The organism is Sphingomonas sp. LH128, from assembly GCF_000293195.2.
In the GTDB taxonomy this organism is placed as follows: Bacteria; Pseudomonadota; Alphaproteobacteria; order Sphingomonadales; family Sphingomonadaceae; genus Novosphingobium; species Novosphingobium resinovorum_A.
The window spans coordinates 1-15814 of sequence record NZ_ALVC01000307.1 but is presented as its reverse complement, the minus strand read 5'-3'; the positions used below and the strand labels follow the sequence as shown (position 1 = coordinate 15814).

The 15814-nt window shown below is 66.0% G+C and carries 14 protein-coding genes and 1 riboswitch; of the genes, 12 read left to right on the top strand and 2 right to left on the bottom strand.

Annotated features, from left to right (window positions below):
• Window positions 1–186 precede the first annotated feature (186 nt).
• From LH128_RS22155 to LH128_RS22140, 4 genes are all read left to right on the top strand, one after another.
• Window positions 187–873 (top strand): 3-oxoacid CoA-transferase subunit A, encoded by a 687-nt coding sequence (locus tag LH128_RS22155; protein ID WP_008831925.1) that lies wholly within the window; start codon window positions 187–189, stop codon window positions 871–873.
• A 14-nt stretch (window positions 874–887) separates the two neighbouring features.
• Window positions 888–1544, top strand: coding sequence for a 3-oxoacid CoA-transferase subunit B (locus LH128_RS22150; protein WP_008831924.1), 657 nt, complete (start codon window positions 888–890; stop codon window positions 1542–1544).
• A gap of 70 nt (window positions 1545–1614) precedes the next feature.
• Window positions 1615–2823: a 3-oxoadipyl-CoA thiolase gene (gene pcaF / locus LH128_RS22145; protein ID WP_008831923.1), complete on the top strand. Its 1209-nt coding sequence runs from the start codon at window positions 1615–1617 to the stop codon at window positions 2821–2823.
• A gap of 164 nt (window positions 2824–2987) precedes the next feature.
• Complete coding sequence (locus LH128_RS22140) at window positions 2988–4046, top strand: AraC family transcriptional regulator (protein WP_008831922.1); 1059 nt, start codon at window positions 2988–2990, stop codon at window positions 4044–4046.
• A gap of 109 nt (window positions 4047–4155) precedes the next feature.
• Here the strand turns inward: LH128_RS22140 and LH128_RS22135 are convergent, their stop codons facing one another.
• Complete coding sequence (locus LH128_RS22135) at window positions 4156–5301, bottom strand: sulfotransferase family protein (RefSeq protein WP_008831921.1); 1146 nt, start codon at window positions 5299–5301, stop codon at window positions 4156–4158.
• Window positions 5302–5412: 111 nt separating this feature from the next.
• Window positions 5413–5712: a hypothetical protein gene (locus LH128_RS22130; protein ID WP_036526596.1), complete on the bottom strand. Its 300-nt coding sequence runs from the start codon at window positions 5710–5712 to the stop codon at window positions 5413–5415.
• A 146-nt stretch (window positions 5713–5858) separates the two neighbouring features.
• A riboswitch (cobalamin riboswitch) is annotated at window positions 5859–6100 on the top strand.
• Between the two features lie 251 nt (window positions 6101–6351).
• Between LH128_RS22130 and LH128_RS22125 the strand changes: the two genes are divergently transcribed.
• The 8 genes from LH128_RS22125 to LH128_RS22090 all read left to right on the top strand — a co-directional run bounded on the left by LH128_RS22125 (window position 6352) and on the right by LH128_RS22090 (window position 15052).
• Window positions 6352–8439, top strand: coding sequence for a TonB-dependent receptor (locus LH128_RS22125; RefSeq protein WP_172705140.1), 2088 nt, complete (start codon window positions 6352–6354; stop codon window positions 8437–8439).
• 2 nt (window positions 8440–8441) lie between these two features.
• The gene (locus tag LH128_RS22120) at window positions 8442–8735 is read left to right on the top strand and encodes a hypothetical protein (protein WP_008831918.1); all 294 of its coding nucleotides are present in this window, start codon (window positions 8442–8444) and stop codon (window positions 8733–8735) included.
• Window positions 8732–10261, top strand: a complete 1530-nt coding sequence (locus LH128_RS22115) for a PepSY-associated TM helix domain-containing protein (RefSeq protein ID WP_008831917.1) — start codon at window positions 8732–8734, stop codon at window positions 10259–10261. Before LH128_RS22120 ends, LH128_RS22115 begins: the two co-directional genes overlap by 4 nt.
• Window positions 10258–10500, top strand: coding sequence for a hypothetical protein (locus LH128_RS22110; RefSeq protein WP_008831916.1), 243 nt, complete (start codon window positions 10258–10260; stop codon window positions 10498–10500). The genes LH128_RS22115 and LH128_RS22110 overlap by 4 nt, the downstream gene beginning before the upstream one ends.
• A gap of 82 nt (window positions 10501–10582) precedes the next feature.
• Entirely contained in the window at window positions 10583–12886 is a 2304-nt protein-coding gene (locus LH128_RS22105; RefSeq protein ID WP_008831915.1) for a bifunctional salicylyl-CoA 5-hydroxylase/oxidoreductase, read from the top strand.
• 205 nt (window positions 12887–13091) lie between these two features.
• Window positions 13092–13553 carry a MarR family winged helix-turn-helix transcriptional regulator gene (locus LH128_RS22100; RefSeq protein ID WP_008831914.1) on the top strand — a complete coding sequence of 154 codons (462 nt, stop codon included), beginning with the start codon at window positions 13092–13094 and terminating at the stop codon, window positions 13551–13553.
• A 12-nt stretch (window positions 13554–13565) separates the two neighbouring features.
• Window positions 13566–13979, top strand: coding sequence for an acyl-CoA thioesterase (locus LH128_RS22095; protein ID WP_008831913.1), 414 nt, complete (start codon window positions 13566–13568; stop codon window positions 13977–13979).
• 83 nt (window positions 13980–14062) lie between these two features.
• The gene (locus LH128_RS22090; protein WP_008831912.1) at window positions 14063–15052 is read left to right on the top strand and encodes a phosphatase PAP2 family protein; all 990 of its coding nucleotides are present in this window, start codon (window positions 14063–14065) and stop codon (window positions 15050–15052) included.
• The last annotated feature ends 762 nt before the right edge of the window (window positions 15053–15814 follow it).

Genomic DNA, 15814 nt, shown 5'->3' with positions numbered 1-15814 from the left:
CCGCCAATCCCCGCGCCAGCGAGGTCATGAACTCGGGATCGCCTTTCGCGTCCAACTGCCCGAAATCCTGCATGTGTCCACCTGAATGACCGATTACCGGACAATATCACGTTTACCGGTTGACGCAATCCGCCCGCAGGCAGACACGCAGGATCAACGTTCAACATAAAGCCTTTGGAGAGTCGGATGATCGACAAGGCCATCGACGGCGCCGCTGCGGCCGTCGCGGATATTCATGACGGCGCATCGGTGATGATCGGCGGTTTCGGCACCGCCGGCATGCCCGACGAACTGATCGACGCGCTGATCGCGCGCGGGGTGGGCGACCTCACCATCATCAACAACAACGCGGGCAACGGCGAGCACGGCGTCGCCGCGCTGATCCGCGAAGGGCGGGTGCGCAAGATCGTCTGCTCGTTCCCGCGCCAGTCGGATTCGCACCATTTCGACGCCGCCTACCGCGCCGGAAAGATCGAACTGGAACTGGTTCCGCAAGGCAATCTGGCGGCGCGCATCCAGGCTGCGGGCTCCGGCCTCGGCGCGATCTTCACGCCGACCGGCTACGGCACGCTGCTGGCCGAAGGCAAGGAAGTGCGCGAGATCGACGGCAGGCACTACGTGCTCGAATACCCGATCCAGGCCGACTTCGCGCTGATCAAGGCGCACAAGGGCGACCGCTGGGGCAACCTCGTGTTCCGCAAGACCGCGCGCAATTTCGGGCCGATCATGGCGATGGCGGCGAAGACCACCATCGCGCAGGTTTCGCAGATCGTGCCGCTGGGTGACATCGACCCCGAAGTGGTGGTGACGCCGGGCATCTTCGTGCAGCGCGTCGTCGCCATCGCGCCCGCCGCAATCGCCGTAGCGGCTTGAAAGGAGAGGATAATATGAACCGCCTTAACCGCGACCAGATGGCCGCCCGCGTCGCCCGCGACATTCCCGAAGGTGCCTACGTCAACCTCGGCATCGGCCTGCCCACCAAGGTCGCCAACTACCTCCCTGCGGAGCGCGAAATCTTCCTGCAGAGCGAGAACGGCCTGCTCGGAATGGGGCCTGCGCCCGCTCCGGGAGAGGAAGACTGGGAGCTGATTAATGCCGGAAAACAGGCAGTTACTCTGCTTACCGGCGGCTGCTACTTCCACCATGCGGACAGCTTCGCGATGATGCGCGGCGGGCATCTGGACATCTGCGTGCTCGGCGCTTTCCAGGTTTCCGTGCACGGCGACCTCGCCAACTGGCACACCGGCGAGCCCGATGCGATCCCGGCGGTCGGCGGGGCGATGGACCTTGCCATCGGCGCCAAGCAAACCTTTGTGATGATGGAACTTCTGACCAAGCAGGGCGAGAGCAAGCTGGTCGAGAACTGCACCTACCCCCTGACCGGACTCGGCTGCGTGTCGCGGGTCTACACCGACCTTGCGGTGTTCGACCTCGGCCCTTCCGGCGCGAGCGTGGTGGAGATGGTCGAGGGCCTCGAAATCGAGGAACTGCGCCGGATCACCGGCCTCGATCTGGCCTTCGCCAAAGATGCCGAGCCCGTCTGAGCAGGCGGCACCCAACGATACCATAACGGCACCTAACATACCCCCAAGGGGGGCAAAGGACTATCCCGACATGACCGAAGCCTTCATCTGCGACGCCGTACGCACGCCCATCGGTCGCTACGGCGGCGGCCTCTCGAAAGTGCGCGCCGACGACCTCGGCGCCGTGCCGATGCGCGCGCTGATCGCGCGCAATCCCTCGCTCGACCCGGCCGCGATCGAAGAGGTCTTCTACGGCTGCGCCAACCAGTCGGGCGAAGACAACCGCAACGTCGCGCGCATGAGCCTGCTGCTGGCGGGCCTGCCGCACACCGTCCCCGGCGTCACCCTCAACCGCCTGTGCGCTTCGGGCCTCGAAGCGGTCGGCACTGCGGCGCGGGCGATCCGTAACGACGAGATGGCGCTCGCCATCGCGGGCGGCGTCGAGAACATGACGCGCGCGCCCTTCGTCATGGGCAAGTCCGACGGTGCCTTCGGCCGCGCGCAGAAGCTGGAAGACACGACGATGGGCTGGCGCTTCGTCAACCCGGCGCTCGATGCGCTCTACGGCACCGAGACGATGCCGCGCACCGGCGAAAACGTTGCCGAGGACTTCGGCATCAGCCGCGCCGACCAGGACGCCTTCGCCCTGCGCAGCCAGCAGCGCGCCGCCGCGGCGCAGGCGAGCGGCTTCTTCGCGGAGGAAATCGTCCCCGTCACCGTGCCGGGGAAGAAGCGCGGCGAGACGCTGGAGGTGTCGATCGACGAACATCCCCGCGCCGACACCACGATCGAGACGCTGGCCAAGCTGAAGCCCTTGTTTGGTCCCGAAGGCACCGTCACGGCAGGCAATGCGTCCGGCATCAACGACGGCGCGGCGGCGATGTTCGTCGCCAGCGAGGCGGCGGCCAGGGCACATGGGCTGACGCCGCGCGCGCGTATCCTCGGCATGGCGTCCGTCGGCGTCGAGCCGCGCGTCATGGGGATCGGCCCCCTGCCCGCGACGCTTAAGCTGATGGAGCGGCTTGGCCTGACCATCGGCGACTTCGACGCGATCGAGTTGAACGAGGCCTTCGCCAGCCAGGGCCTTGCAGTCATGCGCGGGCTTGGCCTGCCCGACGATGCGCCGCACGTGAACCCCAACGGCGGCGCCATCGCACTGGGTCATCCGCTGGGCATGTCGGGCGCGCGCATCGCCATGAGCCTCGTGCACCAGCTGGAGAAGACCGGCGGCAGGCGCGGCCTCGCAACGCTGTGCATCGGTGTCGGCATGGGACTGGCGCTGGCGGTCGAGAGGGTCTGACGCCGCTCGGCCGGCCCGCCCGCGTATCCTCGATGATCGCCCGGGCGGCCTGCCTGTCCCTTGACCGATGTGGACAGGCGATGCAGCCATAGCCGCAGAGGCGGATCGCTTACGCCGGACGCCTCCGATCACCGCACGCTGCCGGCGGTGCGAAGGACCTGCCGATGCCGCTGATCGCCGATGCCGAGTTTTCGAAGCTCAACATTCCGCTGCTGCGCCATTTCCCGGAACTGGTGCAATCCCTCGGCGGCGATGTCGGCGAACTGCTGCCACTGGTCGGAATGGCAGCAAAGGACTTTCGCGACGACGCTGCGGAGCTGACTTATCCGCAGGCGATCCGGTTACTGGCGCTTGCCGCAGATCGCCTGAACTGTCCCGATTTCGGAATGCGGCTGGCGTTGCGGCAACGCGGCGGCGCGATTTTCGGGCCGCTGGGCAATACCATGCGCAATTCGAAGACATTCGGAGACGCCCTGCGCTTCGCCAGTGCCCATACGAACGCTCACAGCCGCGCCGCGCGTGTGTGGCTGCGACCCGAGCCTGAAGAGGGCACCATCTTTGCCGGGCACGAACTGCTTCTCGAAACCAGCCGCGACCGTATTCAGGCCATCGAACAGATTCTGCTGGTCGGCCATCTCGAGGCGATGGAGATGACCGGCGACTATGCCCGCGCGCGCAGTATCCATTTTCGGCATGAACCCGTGTCGCGACCGGCCGAATATCGCCGCTACTTCGGCTGCGACGTGCACTTCGGCGAGCCCGCAGACGGGATCACGTTCTCCGACCGGGACCTTGCCACCCCGGTGCTCACCCAGAACGCGCAGGTCCGCAGCGATCTGGTCGCCTACATCGAGAGGACTTTCCCGAAGCAGCGTCCACCCGTGGACGCCGAAGTGCGCGGGCTGATCCTGCGCAAGCTGACCCGGGACGACTGCGGCAGTGCCGAAATCGCCCGCACCCTCGCCATTCATCACCGGACCCTGCGTCGGCGACTGAAGCAGGAGGGCACCAGCTTCCAGGCGGTCAAGGACGATGTCCGCCGCGATCTGGCGCTGTACTACCTGCAGCAGACCGGTATCGATTTCCGCGGCATTTCCGAGAAGCTGGGGTTCGCGGAACAGGCAGTATTCTCCCGCAGCTGCAGGCGCTGGTTCGGCCAGTCGCCCACGCAGTTGCGCAGCCTACGCGCATCCGTCTCCAACATATCACCGTCATTACCGTGAAGTGGGAACCCATCTCCTGACGGCGCCTGTTGCACGATCGTCAGATGGGTCCCCGCCTTCGCGGGGATGACGAAGCAGGGTCAGGTGACGATGCCTTCACCCGTATCGATCACGCCCGCACCGCGATCTCGTACTGCTCGATATAGTCGCGAAAGTGCTCGCGGACGCCTTCGCGGCTGAGGCCGAATTCGGCCAGGTCATATTCGTGCTTGCCGTGCTTGCCCTTGGGGTTTGCAGCCAGGTAGGCTTCCATGGCTGCGCGGGCTTGCGGCGTGAAAGGCTCGTCGAACCTTTCGTAGATGCCCTGCGCCGTGGCGAGCGGGTCGCGCACCAGATCGCGATACTGCACGTCGAAGATCGCATCGTGCCCGTGCTTCGCACGAAAGGCGTTCGACCGCGCGATCATCAGGTCGAACGTCTCCAACAGATTCTCTCCGATGGCCCGAAGATCGACCTGATCGCTGTACATCCGCCGCACTTCCTTGACGAGGCTGCAGGCCGAGCCCAGCACTTCGACCGGATCGCGGTGCGTCATGACCAGTTGCGCGTCAGGAAACTCGGCCGTCAGGGCATCGAGGAACAACGGGTGCCAGGGGTTCTTGAGCGTCCAGCGCCCCGGGGCATTGGCCTGAAGCAGCTGCAGCAGCCGCTTTTCGTAGCGGAAGGCGGGCGCGTAGTCGGCCTCGTCCAGGAACCAGCGGTGGTAGCCCGGAATGTCCGCCTGGGAATCGTAGAGCTGCGCGCAGAACGACGGCGCCATGGCGAACTGGCACTCGGTCGGGCTGTCGGCCTCCTCGTAATGGATCGCGGCGATCTGCGGCGCGTACTTCAGCCCCTGCAGCGTTCGCGTCTGGCAGGCATCGTGACGGGGACCGGCGTGAAGTTCCTGCACCAGCGGCGGCGGCACCGAATCGAACGCTTCCCAGCGCAGGAACGCGCGGCGCGCCGGGTCGGCTTCCAGCAGGTTGATCGCCAGCGTGGTGCCGGTACGCGGAAGGCCGAAGACAAACAGCGGCTTCTCGACCGGGCGCTCCAGAAGTTCGGGGTGGCGCGCCAGCCAGTCCTCCACGCGCATCCGGTTCGCCATCGCGGCCACCAGTGCATCGACCGATCGCGCCATGCCCGCTTCGGTGAATCTGGCTTCGTCCTCGTAGGACTTCAGCAACACGCCAAGCCCTTCGAGGATCGCGGGATCGCCGAAGTCGCTCAATCCGGTCCGTTCGCTTGCCGCTGCGACGATGTCCTGCGCCTGCATGTCTTCTCCCTCATCCCGTGCCGCGTCATCGCGCGGCGTTCGGAGGGGATCATGAAGACATGGGGCACACTTTAGAAGCTACCCGCCGATCACCTTGGCGATATCGGGCGATCAGACCGAAAGGATCAGGGAATCGTCGCTGCGCGGGGGCGTACCGTCGTAGGAGGGCAGAGGCTCGAAGTGCTCGTTCAGCAGTTCCATCGACGAGAGGCCCGCCAGCTTGAACTGGCCGAGACCCGGCTCCTCGTCGCTGCGGCGTGCCTTCGCGGGGTTCATGGCACTGACGACAAGATCGCCGTGCCTTTCGAACAGCATGTGCGGGGCAAGCGTGATCGTGTTGCCGTTGTAACGCGCCGTCACGAACTTTCGCGTGGCTATGGCTTCCATCAGGGTGAGTCGTGGATCAGTCATCGGCACCGCAAATTGCACGGGTTGCCCAAAATGAAAAGCAAGGTTGCAACCGAAAACTCGCAGGACGGGCTTTCGGAAGGCCCCACGCGAACGGCTTGCAAATCGTGCGCGCAGCGAATAATCCCCCGCCCGTCCCTCCGAAAAGGGGGACACGATCGCGTTGGTGCCTTCCGAAAGGGGCTTAAAAGGGAACGCGGTGAGAGGGGCTACCCCTCGAAGCCGAGGCTGTCCCTGCAACTGTAAGCGGTGAGCGCGATGCATATCGCGGCAGGCCAATGTGCCCTGCCGCAGCCACTGGGCCGGACGCTAACTCCTGCGAGGCCTGGGAAGGCCGTGCATCGCGTGACGACCCGTAAGCCAGGAGACCTGCCAGCGTCCGGTCGCTCTTGCCTTGGTCCAGGGGATGGCCGCGGCACGGTGTACTCCGTCTGAGCGACGAACTTGCGGCCAGGCCGCAACGGTGGGTTTCGCCGGTCGCTCGTTCGCGCCCGGATTCCGCCGCTGCACCCGTGCGGGGGGACACCCCTCTCGCGGGAACCTGTCCGTTCGACTGGGAAACGCAACGGGGGTTACAACATGAATACGAGATCGCTTCTTTCCGGCCTGATTGCTTCGGGCGCGTCATTCTGCATGCTTGGCATGTCCGCGACTTCGGCTGAGGCGCAGGAAGCCGCCGAGACGGCGCCGGAGAATGCCAATAACACGGATGCGGGCAACATCGTCGTCACCGCGCGCAAGGCGGGTGTCCTGCAACTCGGCCAGCAGGCCGACGCCTCCAGCCGCCTCGGCCTCACGCCGATGCAGACGCCGGCCAGCGTCGACGTCATCACCAGGGAGATGATCCGCAGCCTGGGCGACCGCACCGTGGTTGCCGCAGCCGCGCGCGCACCGGGGCTCATCAACAACAGCTCGGCCTTCGGTTACTCGCTGAGTTCGCGCGGGTTCACCGGCTACACCTCGGTGATGCAGCTCTACGACGGGATGCGCGTCTACACGACGACCACGCAGACCTTCCCCGCCGACCCGTGGATGGCCGAGCGGATCGAGGTCCTGCGCGGTGCGGCGTCGGTCCTCTATGGAGAGGGCGGCATCGGCGGCGCGATCAACGTCGTGCGCAAGAAGCCCAATACCGAGCAGTTCGAAGGCGAGGTCCGTCTCAGCGGCGGTTCATTCGATACTTATGCGGCGGCGGGCGGGATCGGCGGGCCGATCGGAGACAGGCTCTCGTACCGCGTCGATCTCAGCTACAACCGTTCGGACGGGTGGATGGAGCGCGGGCAATCGCGCAGTCTTGCGCTTTCGGCGGCGCTGCGCTGGCAGGCGCGCGACGACCTCGTGCTGACGCTGACGCACGACCGCGCCGACCTCGACCCGACGATCTGGTACGGCACTCCGCTGCGAGACGGCAAGCTGGTGCGGGACATCCGCAAGAAGAACTACAACATCGCCGACCGCTCGCTGCGTTTCGACGATGCCTGGACCCAGGCCAAGGCCGAATGGACACCGGCCGAGGGGGTGACGATCACCAACGTCGCCTACTACCTCACCGGCTTCAAGCACTGGCGCAATGCCGAGGGCTATGCCTGGTCCGGCGACCAGATCCGCCGCTCGAGCTATCTGGAGATTGTCTACAAGACGAAGCAGTGGGGCGACCGCTTCAACGCGGTGTTCGATCATACGCTGCTGGGCATGGACCACCGCCTGAGCCTGGGCGGCGAGTACAACACCGGCTCGCTGCTGCGCACCGACAGTTCGCCCAACAGCCGCTTCGACCTCGTCGATCCTTACGACTATACGCCGGGCACGTTCCTCGACGGCACATTCGGCACCCGCTACAAGTACAAGACCGATGTGCAGCAATGGGCGCTGTTCGGCGAAAGCCGGCTCTCGCTGTCCGACCGGCTCTCGCTGGTGACGGGGCTGCGCTACGATCGCCCGAAGACCGAGCGGCACGATGCCCTCGATCCGGCGGCGGACTACACCGCCCGCTACCCGAGCACCAGCTGGCGCACGGGGCTGGTCTACAACCCCAGCGACACGATCTCGCTCTATGCGCAGTATTCGGCGGCGGCGGACCCGGTGACGGCGTTCCTCACGGCGACACTGGCGCAGACCAGCTTTGACGTTTCCACCGGGCGCCAGTGGGAGGCCGGGGTCAAAGCGACTTTCCTGGACGGACGCGGCGAGTTCACGCTGTCAGGCTATCGCATCGTCAAGAAGAAGATCCTGACCCGATCCGCCAACGATCCCACGGTGTCGGTGCAGGTCGGACAGCAATCTTCCTACGGCGTCGAGGCCTCGTTCGGACTGGCGGTGACGAAGGACTTCAGCGTGCTCGCCAACGGCACGATCCTGAACGCGCGGTACGACGACTTCGACGAACTGGTCGGCACCGCGCTGGTCAGCCGGGACGGCAACATGCCCATCGGCGTCGCGGAAAAGGCGGCCAACCTGTGGCTGTCATGGCGGCCGGTGCAGCCGCTGCATCTGGACGCGGGCCTGCGGTATGTCGGCAAGCGATACTCCGACGCCGCCAATACCCGGCTCATCCCGGCCTATACGCTGGTCGATGCTTCGGCCCGCTACGACCTTGCCGAGAAGACGAGCGTGACGCTCAACTTGCGCAACGTCTTCGACAGGATCTACGTCCAGAACAGCTACTCCACCTCGCAGTGGGTCCTGGGTGAGCCGCGCAGCGTCGCGGTCACCTTCGAGCAGCGGTTCTGACCGTGGCGGGGAGGCCGAAGCCAGGGCGAGAGCCGAACTGGCGCGCGATCGCCGCGCGCGTGCTGGCGGCCACCGTCGGCGCCTACGCGCTGTGCTACGCGTGGATCGGCGCAGCCGTGCGCGTGCTGCCGATGGACGGCGTGGACGCGAACATCCTCGCCACCTGCCTTGCCTTCATGGTGTTCGTCGCGGTGATCCTGCGGGCCTTCGCGGTCCGCAGCGTCACGCGCATCTGGTGCGAACTGCTCGTGGGCACGGCGCTGCCCATGGGCCTGCTGCTGGGGCTGGGGCGATGAAGGACACCCTGCGCCAGTCGATGGGCTGGCTTCATACCTGGTGCGGGCTGCTGCTGGGCTGGGTGCTGTTCGGCGTCCTGCTGACGGGATCGCTGGCGGTGTTCTACACCGAGATCAATCTCTGGACGACGCCCGAACTGCGCTCTCCCGTCACCATCGACCGCACCCATGCGGTGCGAATGGGCCGCGCGTACCTCACCCGCGTCGCGCCCGATGCACGGCAGTGGCGCATCGTCATCCCCACCCCGCGCGAGCAGGTGCTCCGCCTCGTCTGGACCGACCGCGCGGGCAAGGCCACCACGCACCGGCTCGACCCGCAGACCGGCGCCCGCATCCCGCGCGACATGGACGCGGGGTTCTTCTTCATGCGCTATCACTACACGCTGGGGATCGATCGCAAGTCCAGCCAGCTGGGCTTCCTGATCGTCGGTGCGGCGGGCCTCGCCATGCTCGCCGCCTCGATCAGCGGCGTGATCATCCACAAGCGGATATTCCGGGATTTCTTCATCTTCCGCCCCGAGGCCTCGCGCCAGCGGGCGTGGATGGACGCGCACAACGTGCTCTCCGTGCTGCCGCTGCCGTTCCACGTCATGATGGCCTATACCGGCCTCGTCCTGATCTATTACGCCTACATTCCCGCCGGGGTCGCCATGCTGAACGGCGGCGATGTGAAAGCCTACCAGACCGCCGCCGCGCAATCGCTCTACATCGACCGCGGCATCGACGGCGACCGGCCGCCGGGCGCGCCCCGCCGCACCGTCGATCTGGCCGCGCTGTTGCCCCGCGCCGAACGGGCATGGGGAGGCGGACCTGCCGTGAACATCTATGTCAGCCAGCCCGACCGCGCCGATGCCGTGGTCGAGATCTGGCGCCAGCGCGACGACCGCATCGCCAACTTCCCCGACCGCGTGGACTTCGCAGGCTCCGACGGCAAGCTGCTGCGCGTGCTGGTGAAGCGCTCACCCGCAAGGGAGACGCAGGCGTTCCTTGCCGGGCTGCACTTCATCGAGTGGGGCGGCGCGGCCGCGCGGTGGCTCTATTTCCTCACCGGCCTTGCCAGCGCCGCGATGGTCGCGGCAGGACTGATCCTGTTCACCGAAAAGCGCGCCCGCAAGACGATGTCGCCGTTTCAGGCCATGGCGAGCCGGATCACCGTCGCCGCCGTAGCCGGTAACGTGATCGCCTGCGCGGCCTATCTCCACGGCGAACGGCTGCTGGCCCCGGGCATGGACGACAGGCGCGCCATGGCGGCCTCGGTCTACTTCCTGGCCTGGCTGGCATCCCTGATCCATGCCGGTCTACGCCCCTGGGGCCGGGCATGGGGCGAACAACTGCAGCTCGCCGCCCTGCTGTGCCTGTCGCTCCCGGTAACGAGCGCGCTGGCGAACCTCCCGCTCACGACGACGCTGCCAAGGGGCGGCGGGATACGGGCCGGAGCGGACCTCACCGCTACCGCAATCGGCATCGTCCTGTGGATCGCGGCCGCGAGGGTGACGCGCCGTACGAACGCGCAGGTGAACCCATGATCGCGGCAACGTTCCTTTCGCTGCTGCTGGTTGCGGCGGGATTTCACGCGATCCGGCGGGCGAAGTCGCAGGACCGCGCCCACGCATGGCGGACAGGCGGCGCCATATTGCTCGCGCTGGCTTGCGCCGCATCGATAGCGGGCGCCGAGACAGCCCTCATCGGCGCGATGCTATGGCTGTTCTGCGTGCTGCCGCTGGCCGCGCTGCCCGAGATATTCGGCAGGCGAAACGGCAGGTAGCGCTCGCCGGATCTCCCTGCTCAAACAACTTGCACGTGCAACCATATTAGTTTAGGCATGAAGCAATTCAGGAGAGACATCCATGCGTATTGCGTGCCTCGGCGGCGGACCTGCCGGTATCTACTTCGCGATCTCGATGAAGCTGCGCGACCCTGCGCATGAGGTCCACGTCTTCGAACGCAACCGCGAGGGCGACACCTTCGGCTGGGGCGTGGTGTTCTCCGACCAGACGTTGGTGAACCTGCAGGCGAACGACCCGGTCAGCGCCGCCACCATCGTCGATAGCTTCGCGCACTGGGACGACGTGGACGTCACCGTGGGCGAGAACACCGTCAGTTCCTCCGGCCACGGCTTCATCGGCATCGGCCGCAAGCACCTGCTGCAGATCCTGCAGGCCCGCGCGGGCGAGCTGGGCGTCGTGATGCACTTCGAGACGCAGTTCGACGCGGACCTCTCGCAGTTCGCGGACTTCGACCTGATCGTGGCGGCGGACGGCATCAATTCGATGGTGCGCACCGCCAACGAAGAGAAGTTCGGCGTCGATATCCAGACCAAGACCAACAAGTTCTCCTGGCTGGGCACCACCAAGCTGTTCGACGCCTTCGCCTTCATCTTCGAGAAGACTCACGCAGGCTGGATCTGGGCGCACGCCTACCGCTTCGACGAGACGCATTCGACCTTCATCGTCGAATGCTCGCCCGAAACGTGGACCGGCCTTGGCCTCGACGCGATGGAGCAGGCCGATTCGATCGCGCTCTGCGAGACAATCTTCGCGCGCCATCTGGACGGTCACCCGCTGATCTCCAACGCCACGCACTTGCGCGGTTCGGCAGCGTGGATCAACTTCCGCCGCGTGATCTGCAAGCAGTGGTCGTTCGACAACGTCGTGCTGCTTGGGGATGCCGCGCACACCGCGCACTTCTCGATCGGTTCGGGCACCAAGCTGGCGCTGGAAGACGCGATCAAGTTGGCGCAAGTGCTGGACCGCCCCGGCATCACGGGGCGCGAGGAACTGGCCGCCGCGCTCGCCGAATATCAGGAGGAGCGCCATGTCGAGGTACTCAAGATCCAGAACTCGGCCCGCAATTCGACCGAGTGGTTCGAGACGCTGGACCGTTACCTCGGCTTCGACCTGCCGCAGTTCGCCTATTCGCTGATGACCCGCTCGCAGCGCGTCAGCCACGAGAACCTGCGCCTGCGCGACGCCGCCTGGCTGGAAGGGCTGGAGCGCTGGTTCTGGGCAGGCAACGAAGGCCGCAACGTGCCGGTGCAGCCGATGTTCACGCCCTATACCCTGCGCGGGATGACGGTGCCCAACCGGGTGGTGATCCCGGCGATGTTGACTTATTCCGCCGATGCGGACGGCTATGCCAACGACTTCCATTCGGTCCACTACGGTTCGCGCGCGCTGGGCGGTGCCGGTCTGGTGGTCACGGAGATGCTGGCCGTGGCGCCCGAGGGCCGCACCACCCCCGCCTGCCCCGGCCTGTGGCACGATGGCCAGAGCGAGCGCTGGACCGCCTTCAACCAGTTCGCGCACCAGCACTCGGCGGCGAAGACCTGCGCGCAGATCGGCCATGCCGGTGCCCGAGCCGCGTGTCAGGTGCCCGGTGAAGGTGTGGGCTACGACGTGCCGATGGACGCGCCGTGGCCGATCGTCTCCGCCAGCGCGCAGGCGTGGCGCAAGGGCGGCACGGTCCCGCAGGCATTGGACGCGAAGGGCATGGACCGGATCGTCCAGCAATTCGTCGCGACCGCCATCCTGGCCGACAAGGCGGGCTTCGACATGCTCGAAGTGCAGGCGGGCCACGGCAACCTGCTCTCGGCCTTCATCACCCCGGTGATGAACGCGCGCGAGGACGCCTTCGGCGGCTCCCTTGAAAACCGCATGCGCTTGCCCCTGCGCGTGATCGAGGCGGTCCGCGCCGCATGGCCGCAGGACAAGCCGCTCGCGGTGCGCATTTCCGCCAACGACTGGGTCGGCGAAGCGGGCGTGACCCCTGCCGAGGCGGTCGAGATCGCGAAGCTGCTGCGCGCGGCGGGCGTGGACATCGTCGACGTTTCCGCCGGTGAGACCGCGCCCGAAGGCCGCCCGGTCTATGGCCGCATGTTCCAGACCCCGTTCGCCGATCAGATCCGCAACGAGGCAAGTGTGCCGACGATCGCGGTGGGCAACATCGCCGATGCCGATCAGGTCAACTCGATCCTGACGGCGGGCCGCGCCGATCTCGTCGCGCTGGGCCGCACGCACCTGTTCGACCCGGTGTGGACGCTGCGCGCGGCGGCCTCGGCCGGGTATCAGGAACAGCCGATCCCCGCGCCCTACAAACTGGGCCAGCAGATGGCGATGCGCGCCGCGAAACAGGCGGAGGGCGCACGAGCCTGACCCTCGCGCCCCGCGGCCGGGGCTTCGACAAGCTCAGCCTGAGCGGAATTGGGAGGTTCATTCCAACCCCGCTCACCCTGAGCCTGTCGAAGGGTCTGCTTCAACGCAGGGTTGCTTGCCCGAAAGAAACTTTATGCCTGCAGGAATCGACATAATCGCATCCCCCGCTATGGAACCTCCTGGAGAACGAGGAGCCTTGGCGACGATGGAAAAGACGATTCCCGGCAGCACCGCGCCGTCCGGCACGCTCGACTTGCGCGTCTGGGTGCGCCTGCTCGACTGCGCGAAGATCATCGAGAAGCGCCTGCGCCGCAATTTCGAGGACCAGTTCTCCACCACCCTGCCCCGTTTCGACATCCTCGCGACGCTCGACCGCGCGCCGGACGGCCTGCGCATGGGCGAACTGTCGCGCGCGCTGCTGGTGTCGAACGGCAACGTCACCGCGATCGTGCGCCAGTTACAGGAACAGGGCCTCGTCTCTTCGTACACCGACCCGGAAGACGCCCGCTCCGCCATCGTCTCGCTCACGCCGAACGGCCGCGTCCAGTTCGCCGTACTGGCAGAGGCCCACCACGGCTGGGTGCGCGAAGCCCTCGCCGACTTTCCCGAGGACAGCCAGCGCCAGCTTCTGACCCTGCTGACCCAGCTCAAGACTTCCATTCTCTAGGACCTCTCGCCGATGCCTTTCACCACCTCCACGCAAGTGCGCTTCGCGCATGTCGACCCAGCGGGGATCGTCTTCTACCCCCGCTACTTCGAGATGCTGAACGGCGCGGTGGAAGACTGGTTCGCGCAGGACCTCGGCATGGACTTCGCATCCATGCATCTGGAACAACACATCGGCGTGCCGACGGTGAAGCTGGACGTCGAATTCGTCTCGCCCAGCCGCCTCGGCGACCGGCTGGAGATGACCGTCACCGCCAAGCGCCTCGGCCGTACCAGCTGCGGGATCGAGGTGGTCTTCACCGGAGAGGGCCGCGATCGCCTGCGCGCGCAAGTGGTGCTGGTTTGCATGGACCTGAACGACCACCGCCCGGTTGAATGGCCCGCCCACGTGCGCGAAAGGATCGAGGCGGGGCTGGTTCCGGCCTGACCCACGCACAATTCCACTGGTTCATGGAGGCTTAAGCGGCGATAGGCTTCTCGTTCGCACTTATCGCCCAGGATCCACGACCAATGCAATCGACGCCGCCCCGGTGGGCCACGACCGTTCCCACTGGCACCGCGACGCCTGTTGCCGCGATCACTCCGGCGCTCGTGGAACTGCGCCGCTCCGGCCCGGCGATCCGGCCGCAGGTCTGGGGCGCGATGCTGCTGAGCCTTGCCGTCCTGACCGTGCTGATGCACCGGGCGCAACTCGTCATCGATCCGTGGCAGGCGGGCAATCGGCCATTCTACGCCGCCGGGCTGCTCGCCCTGCTCGCGCGCTTCGTCCTGCCCCGAACCAGTTGGCGCCATGCGCTACCGCTCGCGCATTTCAGCGAGTACGCCGCGATCTTCACGATGATCTCGCTGATGGGCGCGACCGCCAGCTACCCGGTGGCGGCCCTGACCAGCGGCTATGCCGACGAACGACTTCAGGCGATCGACGTGGCCATGGGGTTCGACTGGGTGAGCCTCTACCGCCTCGTGGCCGCGTATCCGGTGCTGCAGGCGGTGGGCACGGTGGTTTATCGCAGCATTTACGTCACCCCCGTAGTGTTGCTGTGGTGCGCGGCGCGGGGCGGGCGGCATGACGAGGCCTATCGCTTCATCGCCGGGTTCTGGCTGGCGACGATCCTGACCCTGCTGCTGTTCAGCCTCATGCCCGCCATCGGCCCGTTCTCCTACCTGTGGCACAGCGCAATCCCGTATATGCCCGAGAGCGAGCAGTGGCAGGAGGGCCTGATCCCGGCGCTGCGAGCCTATCAGGTTCACGTCGTCGATCTGGGCCACTTGCGCGGGATCGTCTCGGCGCCGAGTTTCCATACGGCGGCGGCGGTGCTCTACATCGCGGCGGGCTGGCGCATTCCAGCGCTGCGCTGGTGGATCGTCGCGCTCAACGCCGGGATGCTGCTGTCCACGCCGGTCGAGGGCACGCATTACCTTGTGGACATGGTGTTCGGCGCGGGGGTCGCGGGGATCGCCCTGTCGCTCATGGCCTGCCACCGGCGGCTGACAGCCTAGGCTGGGTGGACCAATTCGGACGGTCGGCAAGCGCCCCATTGCGGTCTTCCGCTGGTTTTCTAACATGCAGCGATGTTACGCTCTTACATTACTTTATCGCTGGCAATTCTAGCTTTGTCGGGATGCAATATCCCCGAAAAATATGAGCGGTTCCGAGGAATGGCAATATTGGGACCGCATGGCCCCGAGTTCTATCCAGAAATGGAATTCAGGACCACACAGGAAAAGATTTACCCTTGGCGTATGTCGGGGATTGGAAAGGACTTTAGGCCCCGACTAGAACAAGCAGAGCGCAATGCGACCGAGCTTGGCAGGTCGTCGTTTCCTTGGATCACAGTCGAATTTCTCGGCGAAGAGATCACCCCGTCGCCGAAATACGATGGCCCCACAAAGGAAGTCAGGGTGGTAGAATGGTTGAAAGTCGAGCCATGCACGACAATGCCGCGCAAGTGCTTAGATCAATGACCGCTCTCCACCCTTAGCGGCTATCCCCCCGGTTCGTCATTGCGAGCGCAGCGAAGCAATCCAGGGCAGTCTTGAGCCGCCCTGGATTGCTTCGCTGCGCTCGCAATGACGAACGGTGAGCAGGCAGGGCATTCGCAACCCGGCAAACAAGGAAGACGGCGCCTTCCCCGCCGGGAAAGCGCCGCCTCTTCACGCCGTGAAAGGGAAGGCTCCCGCCTCCCCCTTCCCTGCCATCGTCAGAACTTGGTGCCGACGCGGATGCCGTACGTGCGCGGTGCCGCGTAGGACACCTGGATG

What these genes read in the sequence shown, in the direction of transcription:
- LH128_RS22155 (WP_008831925.1), top strand. Translation starts at nt 187, where the DNA reads ATGATCGACAAGGCCATCGACGGCGCCGCTGCGGCCGTCGCGGATATT.
- LH128_RS22150 (WP_008831924.1), top strand. Translation starts at nt 888, where the DNA reads ATGAACCGCCTTAACCGCGACCAGATGGCCGCCCGCGTCGCCCGCGAC.
- pcaF (WP_008831923.1), top strand. Translation starts at nt 1,615, where the DNA reads ATGACCGAAGCCTTCATCTGCGACGCCGTACGCACGCCCATCGGTCGC.
- LH128_RS22140 (WP_008831922.1), top strand. Translation starts at nt 2,988, where the DNA reads ATGCCGCTGATCGCCGATGCCGAGTTTTCGAAGCTCAACATTCCGCTG.
- LH128_RS22135 (WP_008831921.1), bottom strand. Translation starts at nt 5,301, where the DNA reads ATGCAGGCGCAGGACATCGTCGCAGCGGCAAGCGAACGGACCGGATTG.
- LH128_RS22130 (WP_036526596.1), bottom strand. Translation starts at nt 5,712, where the DNA reads ATGACTGATCCACGACTCACCCTGATGGAAGCCATAGCCACGCGAAAG.
- LH128_RS22125 (WP_172705140.1), top strand. Translation starts at nt 6,352, where the DNA reads ATGTCCGCGACTTCGGCTGAGGCGCAGGAAGCCGCCGAGACGGCGCCG.
- LH128_RS22115 (WP_008831917.1), top strand. Translation starts at nt 8,732, where the DNA reads ATGAAGGACACCCTGCGCCAGTCGATGGGCTGGCTTCATACCTGGTGC.
- LH128_RS22110 (WP_008831916.1), top strand. Translation starts at nt 10,258, where the DNA reads ATGATCGCGGCAACGTTCCTTTCGCTGCTGCTGGTTGCGGCGGGATTT.
- LH128_RS22105 (WP_008831915.1), top strand. Translation starts at nt 10,583, where the DNA reads ATGCGTATTGCGTGCCTCGGCGGCGGACCTGCCGGTATCTACTTCGCG.
- LH128_RS22100 (WP_008831914.1), top strand. Translation starts at nt 13,092, where the DNA reads ATGGAAAAGACGATTCCCGGCAGCACCGCGCCGTCCGGCACGCTCGAC.
- LH128_RS22095 (WP_008831913.1), top strand. Translation starts at nt 13,566, where the DNA reads ATGCCTTTCACCACCTCCACGCAAGTGCGCTTCGCGCATGTCGACCCA.
- LH128_RS22090 (WP_008831912.1), top strand. Translation starts at nt 14,063, where the DNA reads ATGCAATCGACGCCGCCCCGGTGGGCCACGACCGTTCCCACTGGCACC.